The following is a 17,233-nucleotide window of genomic DNA, read 5'->3' on the forward strand; positions in this document are numbered from 1 at the left end:
ATGAAAATACTACGTTCGATACAAATTCCGATATTTGCACTTTTAATTGCAATTTCGTTAGCATTTTTATTTTTACCAATGTTGTCTGTTTTTTTTGACATGACACCGAAAGAGGTATATGAGCAATTACAGACACCTATTGCGTTAGAATCATTAAAACTTAGTATTTATACAACCATTATTACATTGGTCATTATTTTGTTATTTGGTACACCTTTAGCGTACTTTTTGGCAACAAAGAATTTTCCTGGGAAAAACATCTTGGATGTTCTTATTCAATTACCAATTGTTATTCCTCCTGCCGTAGCGGGCGTTGGTTTAATTATGGTTTTTGGCAGATTTGGTTGGCTCGGTAGTCACCTTGACGTGTATGGGATCCAAATTGCCTTTACTGCAGTCGCGGTTATCATGTCCCAAGTGTTTATCTCGGCTCCATTTTATATTATGAACGCACGTACTGCCTTTTCTGGTGTGGATCATAACTTGGTCCACGTCTCTAGAACACTTGGAGGTTCAAGGATACTTACGTTCTTTAAAGTAGTAATGCCGTTAGCTTTTCCAGGACTTATTACAGGTGCTGCATTAAGTTGGGGACGCGCTCTAGGTGAATTCGGTGCAACAATTATGTTTGCTGGTAATTTTCCTGGAAAAACCCAAGTAATGCCACTGGCAATATTCTCGGCGATGGAGTCGGATATAAGGATAGCTGTTGCTTTATCGGCTTTATTGATCCTTGTTGCCTTTTTCCTTTTATTAAGTGTAAAACTAGTAGAATATTGGCCTAATATAAAACGAAAATACAAAAAGAAAAGAGGGAATACAAAATGGTCCAATGTAACATCAAAAAGCAATTACGAGAATTTGAATTAAATATTTCGTTCTCTATGGATACTGAGACATTAGTTATTGTCGGTCATAGTGGTTGTGGTAAAAGTACAACATTAAAGGCGTTATCCGGGTTACTTGTTCCTGATAATGGACATATATCTATTAATCAGAAGGTGCTATTTGATCACGATAAAAAGGTAAATCTCTCACCGGAAGATAGGCAGATTGGATTTTTATTTCAAAACTATGCACTTTTTCCACATATGACGATATTTGAAAATGTTGCTTATGGGTTAGCTGCTCGTAAACTATCAAAGATTGAAATTGAACGTCGAGTTATAGAGCAATTAGAACAATTAAATATTCTTGCTTATGCTGATAATATGCCAGACGAATTGTCTGGAGGACAGCAGCAACGCGTGGCCTTGGCTAGAGCACTTGTTTTAAAACCGAAATTATTACTACTGGATGAGCCTTTAAGTGCACTTGATGTGACAACTAGGGATCGCGTTCGTCGTGAATTGAAAAAAACATTGGCCGAATTAAAAATACCAGCGATTGTTGTCACACACGACTATGAGGATGCAATTAGCTTGGGACATCGAATTATGGTAATGGAAGGCGGAAGGGTTATCCAGGAAGGAACTCCACAAGAATTAATTATTCAACCTCGTTCTGAATTTGTTGCTGATTTTAGCGGGACGAATTATTTTGACGCTACCTATCTTGGTCAAACAAATGGAATTGGCCAGTATAGCTTATCTAACGGGAATGCAATACTACAAACGCAGAATCTAAATAATAAAGAAAAAGAAGTTTCTATATTAATACATCCTTGGGATATTCGGATAAGCAAAGAAAAACCTGTTGAAAAGTTTGTTAATATATTACCTAGTAAAGTTACTAGAATACTATCATATGGAAATAGATTAAGAGTGGACGTAGAAGGACCAATACCGTTAACAACTGAAATTGCAAGGGACCAGATGAATATACTTTCTGATTTACAGGAAGGGGACAGTGTTTATGCAATTCTAGAGGACGAAGCAGTTCAAGTTTTCTCTCATTCGGAGAAAGTGTATGCATAAGCAATATGGAATGCTAATTGATTTACGGCGCTGTGCAGGATGTCATGCTTGCACCGTCGCTTGTAAATCGGAGCATAATGTACCACTTGGTTCCTTTCGAACAAGAGTTGAGTCGATCGAAACAGGGCATTATCCAACTGTAAGGCGTCATTTTACCCCAATGATGTGTAATCAATGTACAAATGCACCTTGCATTACAGCATGTCCCACCAAATCAATTCAACGTGATAATATGGGTATTATTACAATTAATCAGGAATCTTGTACGGGAGTAGCAGATTGTGTACCAGCTTGCCCTTATGAGGCTATTTTCCTCCACCCACAAACAAATATTGCAAGTAAGTGTGATTTTTGTAAGGATCGATTAAATGAAGGAGAAGAACCGGCTTGTGTCAGTACATGTCCAACAGATGCTTTCGTGTTTGGTGACATTAATAACTCCTCGTCAAAAATCGCTTCTATGATTAAAGACAATGATGTACTTAGATTACAAGAAGAAGCTGCAACAGAGCCGAATGTGTTTTATCTGCAGTTGGATAAAATGACAGAATCATTACTCGGTGGGATTAATAACAGCAAGGGAAAGAAGGGGTGACATGGAACAAAAAAAGAAACGAATACCCACGATGTGTATTAATTGCAGTACGATTTGTGGATTACTTGTACATGTCGAGAATGGGAATGTAACAAAGATAGAGGGAAATCCAAATGACCCCAACTCTCGTGGTCATATATGTGCGAAAGGCCATGCTGCTATAAATATGCTTTATGATCCATCGCGTATCCTTCATCCTTTAAAGCGTGTTGGAAAACGTGGAGAAGGAAAATGGAAACGAATTAGCTGGGAGGAAGCGATCGAGGAGGTCGTAAGCCACCTAAAGCCGCTTCGTGAACAAGGGAAGCCAGAACAATTAGTATTACAATATGGACGCGATTGTACGAATGGTATATTAGATCGATTTACAGATGCATTTGGAACACCGAACAAAGTCGGTCATCGTGGACTTTGTTCCTTAAATAAGCGAATGGCTATTAAAGCCACAATTGGGGATACCGATTGGGATACTAATGATGTCGCACATACGAGATATATATTAAATTTTGGAAGTAATTTATATGAGGCACACCAAGGTCACGTCCCTTTTTTACAGCGTGTAGTAGAAGGGCGAATTGAGAATGGTGCAAAACTAGTAACCTTTGATGTGCGTTTATCGAATACAGCAGCACAATCGGATGAGTGGGTGCCGATTTTCCCAGGAACAGATGGATTAGTTGCACTAGCAATGGGGCATGTAATCATGGAGGAAGGACTTTATGATAAAGGATTTTTGGATACATGGACGAACTATTCATCGGAAGAGTTAAAAAAGTATCTAGAACTATATACTCCAGAATGGGCTGAAAAGGAGAGTGGGGTACCGGCCTCAACAATTCGTCGTATTGCAATTGGATTTGCAAAGGCTGCACCGCGTTGTACGACTGTTTCTAATAGGGGCTCTCAAGCACATAGTAATGGGTTTAATAATGAAAGAGCCATTATTTTATTAAATGCAATTGTTGGTAGCGTTGGGAAAAAGGGTGGATGGTGTTATATTGCTGGAAAACTTGATGATACAGTTGTTCCTCAGCCCAAACCTATTCCACCTAAACCAAGTGTCAAGACTGAACTTTCACATCCATCAGCGTTTCCTTTTGTAAATAAAATATATCCACGTGCGGTTTCATCGACAATTTATCCGTATATAGCTGAAAGTAAGGTCAAAGTTGGAGCATTACTGACATACTATGTAAATGCTCCGATGAGTTGGCCTGAAGGTTCGACAACTGTTAAGGAAATATATTTAGATGAAGAAAAAATTCCGTTTCATGTGGCAATTGATGCCTTTTATAGTGAGTCCTCCCATTTAGCAGATATTATCCTTCCGGATGCCACGTTTCTTGAAAAGTGGGATCTTGATGCTAGAAATTCCTATGAGCTAATTCCTTATGTAGGGCTTCGTCAACCTGTTGTCCAACCAAGAGGCCAATCCCGGGATATACGCGAGATTTTAAAATTAATTGCTGATGCAATAGGGGGTGGGATGGATAAATACTTTAAATATTGTTCAGCGGAGGAATACGTTCATGAATGGGCAAAAAGTGTACCTGGTGGCTTACCTTTTCTAAAAGAAAACGGATTCTATTGGGATAGTAATAAGCAACCAAACTACGTACCTTATTTACAAGTTTTACCTGAAAAAGAATGGAAGGATGCTTTAATAGAAAAAGATACAGGGCTTATCAAAACAAGAGATGGGGTTTCTATCGGACTTCAGTTAAATGGCAAAGCTTATCGAGGATTTGCGACAGAATCTAGAAAGTTTCAAATATTTTTACCTGAATTAGAGAGGTTGAATCAAAATCATGAAACGGAGGCAAATCCGTTGCCAATGTATGTTCCGATAAAGAGCAGGGAACTGAAAGAAAATGAATTTATCTTAACTACATTTAAATGGAACGTACATACACAATCAAGGACAATGAATCAAAAATGGCTAGCAGAGATTGTTCATGATAATCCAATGTGGATAAATCCAGCCACCGCGGCTTCTTTCCATATAAAAGATGGGGACATAGTAGAAGTATCTAGTAATTCAGCAAAGATGAACATAAAGGTACACCTTACCGAAGGAATTCACCCGAAGGTTGTTGCAATCTCAGCAAGTATGGGACATTTTAAGTACGGACCGATAGCATCTGGTGAGGATTTAGACAAAGGAGCAAAAGAAGCAGTTAATCCAAAGTATGTTGATAATGATATAAATGAAAACAAGTGGTGGGATGAAATAGGATATAACCCCAATCCTCTAATTCCGAGTAAGACGGATCCAGTTGGCGGAGGGCAATCATGGAACGATACCATTGTTACGATAAAAAAGCAGCAGGTATTATAAAATGTTGGAACAAATAAGCTTTTATTGGAAATTGTTTATATCCTTTGTTAAGCCTGGTTTATTAGGTTTTGGGGGAGGGCCTGCCTCGATCCCGTTTATTCAAAAAGAAGTGTGTGATAAAAACAACTGGATGACACATGAAGAATTTTTAGGAGCACTTGCTTTAGGTAACTCGTTACCAGGTCCTATCACAACAAAATTGGCAGCAATTGTTGGCTACAAGGTCGGGGGCATCGTAGGAATGACAGTAGCAATAAGCGGGATGGTTGTTCCTACTGCAATACTTGTTGTTCTTTTAACAAACCTTTATATGAAACATAAAAATATTCCTAAAATAGAAGGAATCATTCATGTATTAAAAATAGTTGTAGTTGTTCTTTTGTTACAGGTAACATGGGAGTTAGGTAAGAATGGAATTACAGATAAATTAACTATTTGTATTTTTATTGTAGCGACTATAGCGATATTTGTTTTTAAATTACACCCATTACTAATTATAGTCTTGGCAATTGTTTTTGCTCTAATCTTTTTGTAGAATAAGAGATTTTTGCGGTCAACCCTAAGCACTCAATTTAAGCAAATAAAACGAGTAATTGTTTTGGATACTGTAAGGGGGGCTGTAGCTAATGAAACTGTGAATTCTCTTTCGATTATACAATAACTCGATGTATCGATAGGTTTTGGTCTATGCTTTATCTGAAGAAATGGATAATAAATAGAAGAAGCACCTCTGTTGGTGCTTCTTCTTAAAGATGGAAGGTGTCTTTTTGAAAAGTGATGTAAGAAACTTACCAGCGGTTCATGAATTGAAAAATTCTCCGGTCTTAATTCAGAAACATGGGGAAAATTAACTTGCTACAAATCTAGTTACAACTTTCATAAAGGAATCGGTTAATGAAGTACGACAAGATAGTATCCGAAAATGGAAAGGCGAAAAATCTACAAAAGCGTTTGAGCAGGAGATAATACAGAAAATAACCGAGAAAATTGAAGAATTTCCCAGTTTTTAGTTAGTATGAGTTATCAATGCAACAAGTACGATTTTACATACTAATTTAGGAAGAGCAAAATTAAGCCGCAAAGCGATTGAACAGGTGATCATGGCGGCTACTAGTTATTCTAACTTGGAATAGAATATTTCAACTGGAAAGCGTGGTTCACGACATGATCTGATTGAAGACATCGTGAAAACAGTTACAGGTGCTGAAGGTGCAATGGTTGTAAATAATCATGCAGCGGCTGTTTATCTTATTTTAAAAGTTGGCTAAAGGGAAAGAAGTTATCGTTTCAAGAGGAGAACTAGTGGAAATTGGGGGTTCATTTCGTGTTTCTTCCATTATGGATGCCAAGACAGGCCGGGTGCTAGGTATGGAACAGAACCGTAGCTATGAATCCACTCAACTACTTCTAACGAAGAACGTACTCTCTCATACGTAGTGGAAACAGTTGTTGTCGATATGTGGAATCCTTTCCATAAAGCCGTTCATACCATTTTCCCAGCTGCTTGTATAGTCGTCGATAAATACCATGTCTTTCAAAAAGTGACTCAGGCTTAGACCAAGTGAGAAAGAGATTTCCGTCTCTTAAAAGGGGTCGGTTTGCCTTATTAAAAGGCTATGAAAAACTAACTGAACGACAAAAGCAGCGGTTAGAAGAGTGGCTAGATGAACATGACGAACTGGCTTTGGCCTATTACTTAAAAGAGGTTTTTCGCGAATTCTATCATGCGAAGGATTATGACACTGGTGAAGCACTCCTGGAGGAATGGATTGACCAAGCAAAAGCCAGTCCATTGCCCGTTTATCATGAGGTTGCCAAAACACTAGAGAAGTTGAAAGCTCCAATCCTCCAGTACTTTCTCACTCCGAACACAAACGGTCGAATTGAAGGAACAAATCATAAGATCAAAAACATTAAAAGAAGAGCATATGGTTTTCGAAATATAGATCATTTTCGCCTGTGTGTATTTTTGGAGTGTACTGGAAAAGCTAATAAAAAACCAGTGGCCTACCAACTTCCTTCTTCAGCTTGCCCTAGGGTAGTTGGTAGAATGAAACCCGTCAATGAAACCACTTGACCGCTTTCATTCTACCAACTTAATGGTGGCTAAGCCGATGAAGGAGTTACACTAGATTAGTGCCTAATCTAGCTAACTTATTTCTGGAATTGTGCGTGTACCACAGAAAGTGGTGAAGAGACAATAAAATATATAAGCTTGGATTAGAATAATAATCCAAGCGCTTTTGTTGTGCTAATTTGTTTTGTTATTTCATTCGTTATTTATACTGTTCTTTTACTTTTTCTCCACATTATCGGAACTACTTATGCTTCTAGCTCACTCCTTTTTCATTTAAAGCGTCAATCTTTTCTTCGGCTTCAATAGCCACTTCGCATTACTCAGAATGTGAAATTATTTCATCAGCCAATAAATTTTAATACCTAGATGAAGAGCAAAGAAAAGAACTAAAGGGAAAAGGCATCTGTTTATAAATATTTTATATTGTTCAGACTGGGGCTTTGGCATGCATTTAGACAAAAACGTAAAGGGTATATTTGCAGACGTTACGCTAGACACGGAAATATTGCGTGTACCAACCATGTGGTCAAAGAGCAACTCTTAATCAACAATGTTCTCAATGATGCGAATAGATCAACTTATCAATGATAAAGGAACCTCATTTGAAGGTGCATAAGAAACAAAAATAAACTGAAACGAAGATTGAATTTGTTCTACTTGTAGGAGTGGTTGTCTTAACTCTTCAGTGACACTTCTTGCTGTTTCTCGATGCTGAACAAGGTCTCCGGTATAGTGTGGATTGGAGAGTATAGTCTGTATAGTGCTTCCTTGCCAAAACTTCCCAGCATCCTTTTTCCAGCTACTTTCGCGGGAGTTTGGTACCCTTTATTTGAAAGCAAACGGTCCATTGCATCAAATCCCTTGCCTTCCAAAGACCACTTGAAAATCTGCTTAACAAACATACGATTGACGTCTTTCTACTTTGTTATTTAAAGCTAGGATTCTTATCATCTACACATCAACTGCTTATTAATTCATATGATTAAGATATAAATACTGAATGTAAAGAGTATTTTTCAGAATATTACAAATGCGCTACATTGATAATATATTCATGGTGCAAATCTAATGAAGGGAGAGTACACAAGAAAGTTTCAGTTTTATTCTTATAGAGTCACTATTGAAAGCGGTTTCTTGAGGTTGTGGCGATATTAGATAGCCATTCTATCATTTTATTCGCAAGAGGATCAATGAACTTATAACCAATCTAAAACTTAATTAGAAAAGGTGGAATGAACGATGAAAAAACGATCGATAGGTATTAAGCTGGTACTCATTTAGTTTTATAAGCACTAGTAGGCTGTAATCAAAGTACATCTGAACCAAGTGGAGGAGATGAACAAGTTCAAGCTGGTGGTGAGCAATCAGATTTCCCTAAAAAGCCGATTAACTGGGTGGTACCTTTTGGCCCTGGTTCTGTAACGGATCTAAGTACGAGATTAATAGCTGAAGAAATGTCTAAAAAATTAGGCGTACCCATCGTAGTCGACAATTTGCCTGGTGGAGCAACCGTTCTCGGTCATGTGAAAGTTGCACAATCAGAAGCAGATGGATATACAGTTGGAACAGGGGCTTTGGCCGTAGAGATTACGTTAGCTCAAACGGAAGCAGCCATTACCGGCTTGGAGGATTTAGATGTACTTGCCCAAATGGGAGAGTATATCAATACAATTAGTGTAAGTGCAGATAGTGAATGGGAGACACTGGAGGATTTAGGTAACTGGGCGGCAGAAAACCCAGGTGAACTCGTGGTTACACCATCGGGAACAGGTGGCATTACTCATCTTTGGTGGGATTTAGTAGCTGAACATTTTGGAGCAAAGGATTATGGCTTATTAAGTTCAACAGGTGGAAACGATGCAATGTTACGCCTTTTATCTGGGGATTCAGATGTGGTTGTAACGCCATTAAATGATGCAAAAGAACATCTTGAAGCAGGAAATGTGCGTATTCTAGCTCTTACTACTTCAGAAAGCGTAGAACAAGTAGGAGATGTCCAACAATCAGTGAGTTTGGTGTAGAAAATCCATTAATTCATAACTATTTATTTATTGCTCCTAAAGGTCTACCCAATTTACTAGCCCACCGTTAATTGACAAACAGCCTCCACGCTGTCCTCCAATGGTTGATATTAATAGTGCAGAAGAATTAATTCCTTATTTAGATGCAGTGGCGAAACGCCCTTATAATCACGGTTTACATGCAGGGTGGGATTTGCAACCAGGTGAACGTGTATTGCTTCGTGTCGATAATTGGCACGATCCTATGGTTATCGAAGCAGTTAAGCTCATTCTTGAAAAGTATGATACAAAGTACGAGGTTAAATACATTGATAAAGGACCAATTGTTAAGTGGAAGGGACATAACGAAGTAGAGTATTACTTAGCGCGTACGAAAGAGCTAGCAGAGTGGATGGATGAGTGGGAAAAAATAGAAAAAGAAAATAAGTTTGATAAACTTCTTTGGGGTTATGGAGGTCCTGTATTAAGAGCTAATCGTGTCAAAATTCAACGAATGCCTTTTATTACACCTGAACTAACCGCTTCACCAGCTCATACAATCCCATATGAAATTATCGAAGCTATTGATAAATGGACATGGGATAAAATTCGAAATTCAAGTAAAATCCGTATCACAGATCCAGAAGGTACAGATCTAAGTTATACAAACCATGATGAGTATTATGATGAAAATCGCGAGTTCTTCCATCCAGATTTAGTCAGTAAATTTTGGGGTGGGAATGAAGAATTTGGAAAAACTTACTTGCCTGGACACGTTTTAGGTAGACCGTGGATGTACCTTCCTAAAGAGGATGCAACGGGTGTTATTGCAGGAACAAGTAACCACATCGGTCCTGTTCCTTGGATTCAAATGAAAGTTGATAATGGAAAGATAACTGAAATCAATGAAGGTGGAGAATATGGAGATAAGCTTCGTAAATTAAAAGCTGAGACAGATCATTTACAGTATCCTGGTTCCCCGGATAAAGGACTATTTCGCTGGTGGGAAGCGTCAATTGGTACGAATCCTCATATTCACCGTCCAAGAAGAGGATTTTTAAATGGGTGGTTAAATTGCCTCTATGAGCGTATGCGTAGCGGTGTCATCCATTTAGGTTTTGGAACCATCATCTCGAGTGCAGTAGAACGTGAGGCTGCCAAATTGGGGATACCTGTTGGCCATTGGCATGTTCACGATGCATGCTCTTGCGGAGGCCATCACAATTAATAAAACTCTATGAATCTAGCATAGGATCGGGTAGCCTTTATCAGCTACCCGATTTATAAAACGACTAAAACAGGTTAGCTTATCTATCAAAAAGAAGGGGGAAATAACTATGAATCTACTCATACAAGTATTTGTATTTGCTATTATTGTCTTTCTTATTTTGAAAACATTTCAACTCATTTTGCCATTACGAGATCCTGTACAACGGGTATGATGGCGACCATGATTATCGCTTCTATGGCCGGTTTAATATCCGGGATGATTCTTGCCATTAATCAGAGTTACACGATTAGCTCTCTCCTTGCTATGATCATCGGGATTGGTGCAGGCGTCATTATCGGGATTCTTTTTAATACGATGACCATCCTCGAAGGAATTATGGGAGGTGTCATGGGCGGTTTGATGGGAGCCATGATGGGAGAAATGTTACCAATAAACTCCATATTCATCTTGAGCTTTGCCCTAATCATGATTACCATTCTTTTGTTCTTTTTGCTGACAAGAATGGTCAAACAGGAAGCGGGTATATTAAAGCAATTTAAAGTGAATGGATCTCAAATTAAAAAATTATCGATCCTTATTCCATGTGTAACGGTTGCTATCTTTATGGCAATCATAGTGGGATCTTTCTATGAAAGTAACAATACATTGAATAGTCATCATATACATCCAACTCATCATAAGTCAGAATGATCATATTTTAATGGGTTATTCTGGCCATCTAATCCTCTAAAAAATACCTACATTCAATGCACTAGCCATTATTGCGGATACGGTACTTTCACCCTCGAAGTTAAGTGATTATTGGAACAAATTATCATGTTATTTAAACTACAAGAGGTCTTTATATTCTCAAACTTTGAACAATTCCTATATTTTCACCTATAAGATCACAGAGTTCAGTCATTTCTCATATTTTTCAAAATTAAAGAGAGAATATGCTTAACTACTTTTGTAATATTATGTGTTTTGGGGGTATACATTAGTAGGAGTAAAACACGTATTAGTGTTCTACTAGTAAATTAACTTATTTTGTAAGCGGTTTCTTTTGTGGGTTGAATGGCTGCTGTCTTCCATTTAACTAGAAGAAGAGAAAACGAAGTAAGCAAAAGAAACTTCAATGTGAAGAAGAAACAGTTAAGATAAGCTCGATTCAAAGCAGATAAATTTCTAAGAGATTTTGGTTTAAGTGCTTATAATTGCTGGGCTATCGTTCGCAAAACGAATTGGGGTAATGACTGATGATGAAATTTGGCTTAGAGTTATAGGTGAAGAACATTTTACGACATCGAGACGTGTGTTTGCGCAGAGATTTATACGATCCAAATGAATCGCAATCCTAATTGATTTCTTCTATTGGCCTGGTAATTGGTTATTCTTGAATAAACCTTTTTCTTAAATTGAATTATTTCAATTAATGAATTACACTACTTTTAATAAAACTTTCTGTAAGCACTAAACAGATTGTGTAATGAAATTACTGAAATGTCCATTCGAGAAGGAAATAGCCGTGTCCTTCTTTTAGACCACCTATAGCAATAACGAAAAAGGCTTTTGTAACAGCAAGGTAGTTCATATTTTAAAAGGAGGTTTGTATTACATATGGAGAAAAAACCTTTAATACCAATTGATGAAGGCCCCTTAGATATTTGGTATGAAAGTCCTTCCGTGATGGCTGTCAAGAAACCAAAAGGGATTGCCGTTCACCCAAAAAATGAATCAGAAAGCGGGACACTTCTTAATCGCTTGTTTCAACATAACAGGTGGTTGGCACAAATGGAAACAAGTACGTCAGCAGGAGTATTACATGTTTTTGAGCAAAATGATCACGGGTTAATGCTGTTTAGTAAGAATGATGACTATCAAGAAGAGCTAACAAAAGCATTGGAATCGAATGAAATGACCTTTTGCTATTTCATCACAATAAAGGACGACCATAAAATTGATATCCCAACAACTGAAAATTATCATTTTACCATAAAATCTCAAAAGCAATTATTCGGATATACAGTCATTGATTTACGTGCTACAGTAGGAAATACACGAACAATTCGTGATTTACTGTTTCCGGAATTGGAGTCATCCGAAACTACTTTTTATTGTTATGAGATTAAGTTAACACTGCCGCATACAGGGGAACTTCACACTTTTTCCTTACGGGATTCATCAAAAGACTATCCGAATATAGTTGTCTTCCACGCTCCCCCATGCAGTTCCTGTCGGGAAGCAAGAGAGTTTCTCTTAGATAATGGTTTTATCTATCAAGACAATAGTGTTATGGATAAGGAAGTATTTAAGAAGATGATGGAAATTAACGGGGGTAAGAAAGTGATACCCACTATTATTATTGGTGATCAGATAGAAATGGGCTTTGATCGTAATCGTTTAAAGGGCTTACTAGGAGTTAAATAGTTAAACATACTATGATATTGAAGAGCTTATTTTTATAGTTTAGATCTTCAACAATCAGGCGCTATCCTTAAGGGGTAGCGTCAGTTTTTCATTTATTTCATATAACAGCAAATAGTTCTATTACTCTTCTTTAGGCCATTCATGTTTTTCGTTTATTAAGTAAGTCATCTAAACTATATCGGACACGCTTCCCTATATAAGTTTGAATTGTATTATATCGCTACTACATGTCTAGCATTCTTTTGATTAAGCTACTATAATTTGATGTTTTACGAAATGTTGGTTTGAATGATAAAATGAATTGACTATTGCCCCTAAGAATTGTGCCTTAGGGAAATAGATAATGATATTACTACAATGGTAGGTGTGGTGTAAACGTGCAGGGAAAAAAAGCAGCGATCATTATTGCTAGTTTATTATTAGTGTGTTTCGTTCTATATTTATTTCTTCCAGATTTCAAGCAAACAAAACTAGAAAGAGTGCAAACTGCATCTTCGCTTATTAAGGGAGAAAAAATAGAGAATCCTTTAGGAGATAATGTAGGAGAAGAAAAGGAAAAACTAGTAGAAGAGAACCATAATGATAAACCAATAACTGAAGAAATTAAGGAAAAGGTCAGGGAAGTAGTGAAAGGTGCAATTGATTTAGTCAAAAAGGATCAAAAGATTGTGTCAATTGGCGATTCCCTCACTCAAGGTGTAGGAGATGAGACAGAGGGGGGCGGTTATGTCGGGATACTAAACCACACTTTCGAAGGTAATAACTTAAATATTACGATAGAAAACTTTGGAAAAAGAGGAAACCGTACAGATCAATTATTAAAACGGTTGGACAAAGAAGAAATTGCATCCTCTATTAAAGAGGCTGATATTATCTTAATAACAATTGGTGCCAACGACATTATGAAAGTTGTAAAAAATAATTTTACTAATCTTACTATCGAGCCTTTCCAAGAAGAAAGAGTGGAATATATAGAGCGATTAACTGTCATTTTTAATAAAATTAATCAATTGAATCCAGATACACAAATTTATTTAATTGGTTTTTTTAATCCATTTGAACGTTATTTTGATGATATCGAACAATTAGGAATGATCGTGGATAATTGGAATGATGCAGCTAAATCAGTTACAGAGGAATTTGATAATGTGTATTATATTCCAACAAAAGACTTATTTACTAGTTCCGACAAAGAGTTATTAGCTGATGATAACTTTCACCCAAATACTAGTGGCCACAAACTAATTGCAACGCGTGTCTTAGAATATTTGGTGAAATTCAGTGAAGAAACTGAGATAACCAAAGAGAATTTAGAATAAGACAAAAGAAAGGTGAAATCAATTGGATGAACCAAGAAAAAAAACGACATGGAAAATTTTATTTCTAAGTATAGCAGGAATGAATGTATTTCTCCTTTTTCTTTTCCTCATTCTTCTTTTGTGGCCCGTTTCTGATTCAGAAATACCTGAAAAAGAATTTATTGAAGAGGTTTCGGGTGCCGAGTTCACAGTACATTCGAGCAAGCAAAATTTAAACGAACTTGTTAATGGGTATGTAGATAAACTATTGAAGGATAAAGAAGATAAATATTCTGTTGACTTCGATGATGATGTCCATTTGATGGGTTCTATTGAAGCCTTTCAAACAGACATTCCGATTGCGATTACATTGGAACCCTCTGTACAAGAAAACGGGGATCTTGTCTTACGTCCAACTGTAATGTCTCTCGGTTTACTACATTTGCCGAAAAAGAAAATACTTGAATACGTTAAGAAAAAGTTGCCAACACCAGAATGGGTAGAAATCGACCCCAAAAACCAATTGATCTATATTGCTGTTACGCAAATGGAAGTGAAAAGTAATTTCAAGGTAAAGGTACAGCAATTTGATTTGAAAAACGATAAAATTTACTTCCGTATTAAAGTACCGAATAAAACATTAGGATTGTAAGGTTTCAAGTAACTACAGCTGTCATTTTGATTGTCTTATAAACTTTCTCTTGAGATATATGAAAAAGGGCAGCCAAGTTCATACTGGCTATCTTCTCTTTTCGTTTATTCTGATTTTTTTTGTATTTCCTGAGTTTGTTCAAAGGGTAAGTTCCTGACCCCCAGCGCTTTAAAGCACTGGGGTCAGGCATCGTTCTCTCGGTTCATTCTTTTTGGGATTTTGATGTGTTATTTTTGAAGGGAAAATACGTGACAAAAGAATATGAGCGACGTGGGGAGACAATTGGGCAAGAGATTAGGGGAAATGGATATATTTATATGAATATTGGTGATTTAGATAATAAAAAAAACTGGATAGTAGCGGGGAATATGAACCGATTTATTACGTCAAATATATACGAAAATGAGGGCACGTACGAGATTGAAATGGAAGACAGCTACAGTGAAAAAGCTCTTGATTCAACAGAATGTGCAGCCGAACGTCATACGTATATGACCGTCAAACTAAATCAAGAAGGAGTGGAGTTCCAATCAATTGTCTCGATAGTTAGGTGTCTTACACTTAAAAACGTTAACGGTCTAGATGTCGATAGCAACGAAAGAACATTTGAATTGAAAGTAGAAATGCGCTCGTAGGTAGGTATAGGTTTGAGGCTTATGAAGTTACTGAAACCGACTACGGTTATAAATTAGAGGAAACTGTGGTAACAGCTACAGCCATTGTGTTGCCTCCCGAAAAATAAGCATTATTGCAGGTCTTCGGATGGGATGGCATCATTATTCTAGCTTCAACAGGAATAAAAGATAGAAAACACGTCGTAAGAATTGGGACAATGAACCTGTCCTTCTGTCCCTCAGATGAAATAACCGCCTAATGCCTTATAGGCAATGGCGGTTACTTTCGTTACATTATTTATTTTGTTTGAGTCGCTTCAATAAGTCGCTTTAGTGATTGAATTTGTCCTAAATGCAATGCTTCATGAAAAGCACCAAATGCAGCTAATTCTCCTACTGTCTCATTACCTATAAAGGGCTCTGGTAATTTTTGATTGAAGACTTCATTAGGAATATCGTTAATACGTACAAGTTGTTCGTTTAATTGTCTAAACAGTGTTTCAACTAAAGGAACATCGCTTGTCCAATTAGCCGGGTTTGAGCCAGATTTAAAAAATTCGCTATAATTCGCTGGAAGGTTTTCTTGATCTTTGAACAAGAAGAGTTCCCCTGCGACTAAGATATGACCTACTTGCCAACGAATGTTGTTATTGAAACCTTCAGGTACAATATCATAAGATTCGGATGAAACACCTTCTACCGTTTCAGACAATTTTTTTCTTGTTATAGCAAATTGTTTTTTTATTAGTTCACTCATTTAATTGCCCCCTTAAAAAGTCGCTTTCGATGTAGAATATACCAATTTTTTCTACAAAAGTCCATTGATATGCTTTTTAAAAGGACGAGTGGACAGTTATCGCGTCCCAACGAATTAGGCGCTCTTTTATGCACAGATAACCTTGAAAAAAAGACAGTACATTCATTCTAGCTTCAACAGGAAATAAAGATAGAAAACACGTCATAAGAATTGGGACAATGAACCTGTCCCCTTGTCCCACCATGAACGAGGAACAACAATAAATGGTTAACCTACCAATAATCTACTAATGAGGTTTCTAGGTAAACCTGTTAGCCTTTGTAGATGGGCCTGTATCATTCTATAAACAGGAGGTTAACAAATGAAAAAATTATTTACCTTACTAATTACAATGATCCTAGTAATGGGTTCTTATACTGCAATTCAAGGAAATGCTGAAGCTGAAATTTCTACTCAAACTGGTGACATCGTGGAATTATTATGCGTAAAATATGGTATCGATAAAACTGAAAATCACATAAAAAACTTATGTTTTGATAATGAGATTAATCCTTTAATGACCTTAGACGAAAACATAGATCATTCTCTAACAATCTCGGACAAAGAAAAAGATTTACTTGCTCAACTTGTTCACGCGGAAGCGAAAGGTGAGCCATATGTTGGTAAAGTGGCGGTGGCAACAGTTGTGTTGAATCGTGTCGAACACGAAGAATTCCCTGATACCATTGAGGAAGTGATTTATCAAGAGAATGCATTTGAACCAGTTCGAAATGATTCAATTAATAAACCAGCCGATAAGGATGCGTATAAAGCCGTTACGGAAGCTTTGCTTGATCAAGGAAATGAAGAGGAGGCACTCTTCTTCTATAACCCTGAAACAGCAACAAGTGATTGGATTTTTACCCGTGAAGTGATTAAGATTATAGGAAATCACGCATTTGCTATTTAGGCGTACAGTCTGAAGCTAAATAGTTCTGATTCTGTGGAGAAAATGTAAAATAAATCATAATAGAAATAACGAGTTAAATAACAGTACAGAAACGCTTGGATTAATCTAATCCAAGCGTTTTAATTTATATGTCTTATTTAAGATAAGCCCCGTTAGTTTAAGTGAAATACTTCACAAATTGTTGATTGGAAATTCCTAAAAAAGAGGACTGTAACTATAACGGGTTCGGTTTAGACCCTAGAAAAACTAAAAAAGTAATAGAAAAAGGAGTTCATTTAGCACATTAATTGGACTCCTTTTATATGTTGATTTAAAGGGTATTTAAGATTTTAAGAAATAGCGGAATGAGGATCCGTGTGTCATCACATATTGAAGTATAGGGTGCTTGAGTTTAATA

General features: G+C 36.9%; 16 protein-coding genes and 2 pseudogenes. 16 read left to right on the plus strand and 2 right to left on the minus strand.

Annotated features, from left to right (window positions below; translation table 11 throughout):
- The 8 genes and pseudogenes from LDX58_RS14885 to LDX58_RS14915 all read left to right on the plus strand — a co-directional run bounded on the left by LDX58_RS14885 (nucleotide 1) and on the right by LDX58_RS14915 (nucleotide 6,926).
- The gene (locus LDX58_RS14885) at nucleotides 1-870 is read left to right on the plus strand and encodes an ABC transporter permease (protein WP_227937616.1); all 870 of its coding nucleotides are present in this window, start codon (nucleotides 1-3) and stop codon (nucleotides 868-870) included.
- A complete protein-coding gene (locus LDX58_RS14890) occupies nucleotides 825-1,916 on the plus strand; it encodes an ABC transporter ATP-binding protein (protein ID WP_227937617.1) in 1,092 nt (363 codons plus the stop codon). Before LDX58_RS14885 ends, LDX58_RS14890 begins: the two co-directional genes overlap by 46 nt.
- The gene (locus tag LDX58_RS14895; RefSeq protein WP_227937618.1) at nucleotides 1,909-2,511 is read left to right on the plus strand and encodes a 4Fe-4S dicluster domain-containing protein; all 603 of its coding nucleotides are present in this window, start codon (nucleotides 1,909-1,911) and stop codon (nucleotides 2,509-2,511) included. The genes LDX58_RS14890 and LDX58_RS14895 overlap by 8 nt, the downstream gene beginning before the upstream one ends.
- A 1-nt stretch (nucleotide 2,512) precedes the next feature.
- Nucleotides 2,513-4,849 (plus strand): molybdopterin-containing oxidoreductase family protein, encoded by a 2,337-nt coding sequence (locus LDX58_RS14900; RefSeq protein WP_227937619.1) that lies wholly within the window; start codon nucleotides 2,513-2,515, stop codon nucleotides 4,847-4,849.
- Between the two features lies 1 nt (nucleotide 4,850).
- A complete protein-coding gene (locus LDX58_RS14905) occupies nucleotides 4,851-5,384 on the plus strand; it encodes a chromate transporter (RefSeq protein WP_227937620.1) in 534 nt (177 codons plus the stop codon).
- A 484-nt stretch (nucleotides 5,385-5,868) separates the two neighbouring features.
- A pseudogene (locus LDX58_RS26020) lies at nucleotides 5,869-6,214 on the plus strand (aminotransferase class V-fold PLP-dependent enzyme); the annotation flags it as partial.
- A gap of 92 nt (nucleotides 6,215-6,306) precedes the next feature.
- On the plus strand, nucleotides 6,307-6,405 hold the full coding sequence (locus LDX58_RS26730) for a transposase (RefSeq protein ID WP_372459199.1): 99 nt from the start codon (nucleotides 6,307-6,309) through the stop codon (nucleotides 6,403-6,405).
- Between the two features lie 5 nt (nucleotides 6,406-6,410).
- Nucleotides 6,411-6,926 carry a transposase gene (locus tag LDX58_RS14915; RefSeq protein ID WP_308017526.1) on the plus strand — a complete coding sequence of 172 codons (516 nt, stop codon included), beginning with the start codon at nucleotides 6,411-6,413 and terminating at the stop codon, nucleotides 6,924-6,926.
- Between the two features lie 573 nt (nucleotides 6,927-7,499).
- Here LDX58_RS14915 and LDX58_RS26735 read toward each other — a convergent pair.
- Nucleotides 7,500-7,712, minus strand: a pseudogene (locus LDX58_RS26735) (recombinase family protein); the annotation flags it as partial.
- Nucleotides 7,713-8,320: 608 nt separating this feature from the next.
- Here LDX58_RS26735 and LDX58_RS14925 point away from each other — a divergent pair.
- The 7 genes from LDX58_RS14925 (at nucleotide 8,321) to LDX58_RS14955 (ending at nucleotide 15,151) form a co-directional block, all read left to right on the plus strand.
- Nucleotides 8,321-8,947 (plus strand): tripartite tricarboxylate transporter substrate-binding protein, encoded by a 627-nt coding sequence (locus tag LDX58_RS14925; protein WP_227937621.1) that lies wholly within the window; start codon nucleotides 8,321-8,323, stop codon nucleotides 8,945-8,947.
- A gap of 100 nt (nucleotides 8,948-9,047) precedes the next feature.
- On the plus strand, nucleotides 9,048-10,154 hold the full coding sequence (locus tag LDX58_RS14930) for a hypothetical protein (protein WP_227937622.1): 1,107 nt from the start codon (nucleotides 9,048-9,050) through the stop codon (nucleotides 10,152-10,154).
- Between the two features lie 222 nt (nucleotides 10,155-10,376).
- Nucleotides 10,377-10,847 carry a hypothetical protein gene (locus tag LDX58_RS14935; protein WP_227937623.1) on the plus strand — a complete coding sequence of 157 codons (471 nt, stop codon included), beginning with the start codon at nucleotides 10,377-10,379 and terminating at the stop codon, nucleotides 10,845-10,847.
- 909 nt (nucleotides 10,848-11,756) lie between these two features.
- Nucleotides 11,757-12,566 carry a pseudouridine synthase gene (locus tag LDX58_RS14940; RefSeq protein WP_227937624.1) on the plus strand — a complete coding sequence of 270 codons (810 nt, stop codon included), beginning with the start codon at nucleotides 11,757-11,759 and terminating at the stop codon, nucleotides 12,564-12,566.
- A 377-nt stretch (nucleotides 12,567-12,943) separates the two neighbouring features.
- On the plus strand, nucleotides 12,944-13,885 hold the full coding sequence (locus tag LDX58_RS14945) for an SGNH/GDSL hydrolase family protein (RefSeq protein ID WP_227937625.1): 942 nt from the start codon (nucleotides 12,944-12,946) through the stop codon (nucleotides 13,883-13,885).
- A 22-nt stretch (nucleotides 13,886-13,907) separates the two neighbouring features.
- Entirely contained in the window at nucleotides 13,908-14,516 is a 609-nt protein-coding gene (locus LDX58_RS14950) for a YpmS family protein (RefSeq protein ID WP_227937626.1), read from the plus strand.
- Between the two features lie 248 nt (nucleotides 14,517-14,764).
- Nucleotides 14,765-15,151 carry a hypothetical protein gene (locus LDX58_RS14955; protein ID WP_227937627.1) on the plus strand — a complete coding sequence of 129 codons (387 nt, stop codon included), beginning with the start codon at nucleotides 14,765-14,767 and terminating at the stop codon, nucleotides 15,149-15,151.
- Nucleotides 15,152-15,428: 277 nt separating this feature from the next.
- Here LDX58_RS14955 and LDX58_RS14960 read toward each other — a convergent pair whose 3' ends face one another.
- Entirely contained in the window at nucleotides 15,429-15,887 is a 459-nt protein-coding gene (locus LDX58_RS14960; protein WP_227937628.1) for a DinB family protein, read from the minus strand.
- 361 nt (nucleotides 15,888-16,248) lie between these two features.
- Between LDX58_RS14960 and LDX58_RS14965 the strand changes: the two genes are divergently transcribed.
- The gene (locus tag LDX58_RS14965) at nucleotides 16,249-16,836 is read left to right on the plus strand and encodes a cell wall hydrolase (RefSeq protein ID WP_227937629.1); all 588 of its coding nucleotides are present in this window, start codon (nucleotides 16,249-16,251) and stop codon (nucleotides 16,834-16,836) included.
- The last annotated feature ends 397 nt before the right edge of the window (nucleotides 16,837-17,233 follow it).

Origin of the sequence: Alkalihalobacillus deserti (assembly GCF_020734105.1) — a bacterium.
GTDB classification, from domain to species: domain Bacteria; phylum Bacillota; class Bacilli; order Bacillales; family Bacillaceae_D; genus Halalkalibacter; species Halalkalibacter deserti.

Coding starts and splice junctions, on each gene's coding strand:
- LDX58_RS14885 (WP_227937616.1), top strand. CDS start 1: ATGAAAATACTACGTTCGATACAAATTCCGATATTTGCACTTTTAATT.
- LDX58_RS14890 (WP_227937617.1), top strand. CDS start 825: ATGGTCCAATGTAACATCAAAAAGCAATTACGAGAATTTGAATTAAAT.
- LDX58_RS14895 (WP_227937618.1), top strand. CDS start 1,909: ATGCATAAGCAATATGGAATGCTAATTGATTTACGGCGCTGTGCAGGA.
- LDX58_RS14900 (WP_227937619.1), top strand. CDS start 2,513: ATGGAACAAAAAAAGAAACGAATACCCACGATGTGTATTAATTGCAGT.
- LDX58_RS14905 (WP_227937620.1), top strand. CDS start 4,851: ATGTTGGAACAAATAAGCTTTTATTGGAAATTGTTTATATCCTTTGTT.
- LDX58_RS26730 (WP_372459199.1), top strand. CDS start 6,307: ATGTGGAATCCTTTCCATAAAGCCGTTCATACCATTTTCCCAGCTGCT.
- LDX58_RS14930 (WP_227937622.1), top strand. CDS start 9,048: ATGGTTGATATTAATAGTGCAGAAGAATTAATTCCTTATTTAGATGCA.
- LDX58_RS14935 (WP_227937623.1), top strand. CDS start 10,377: ATGATTATCGCTTCTATGGCCGGTTTAATATCCGGGATGATTCTTGCC.
- LDX58_RS14940 (WP_227937624.1), top strand. CDS start 11,757: ATGGAGAAAAAACCTTTAATACCAATTGATGAAGGCCCCTTAGATATT.
- LDX58_RS14960 (WP_227937628.1), bottom strand. CDS start 15,887: ATGAGTGAACTAATAAAAAAACAATTTGCTATAACAAGAAAAAAATTG.
- LDX58_RS14965 (WP_227937629.1), top strand. CDS start 16,249: ATGAAAAAATTATTTACCTTACTAATTACAATGATCCTAGTAATGGGT.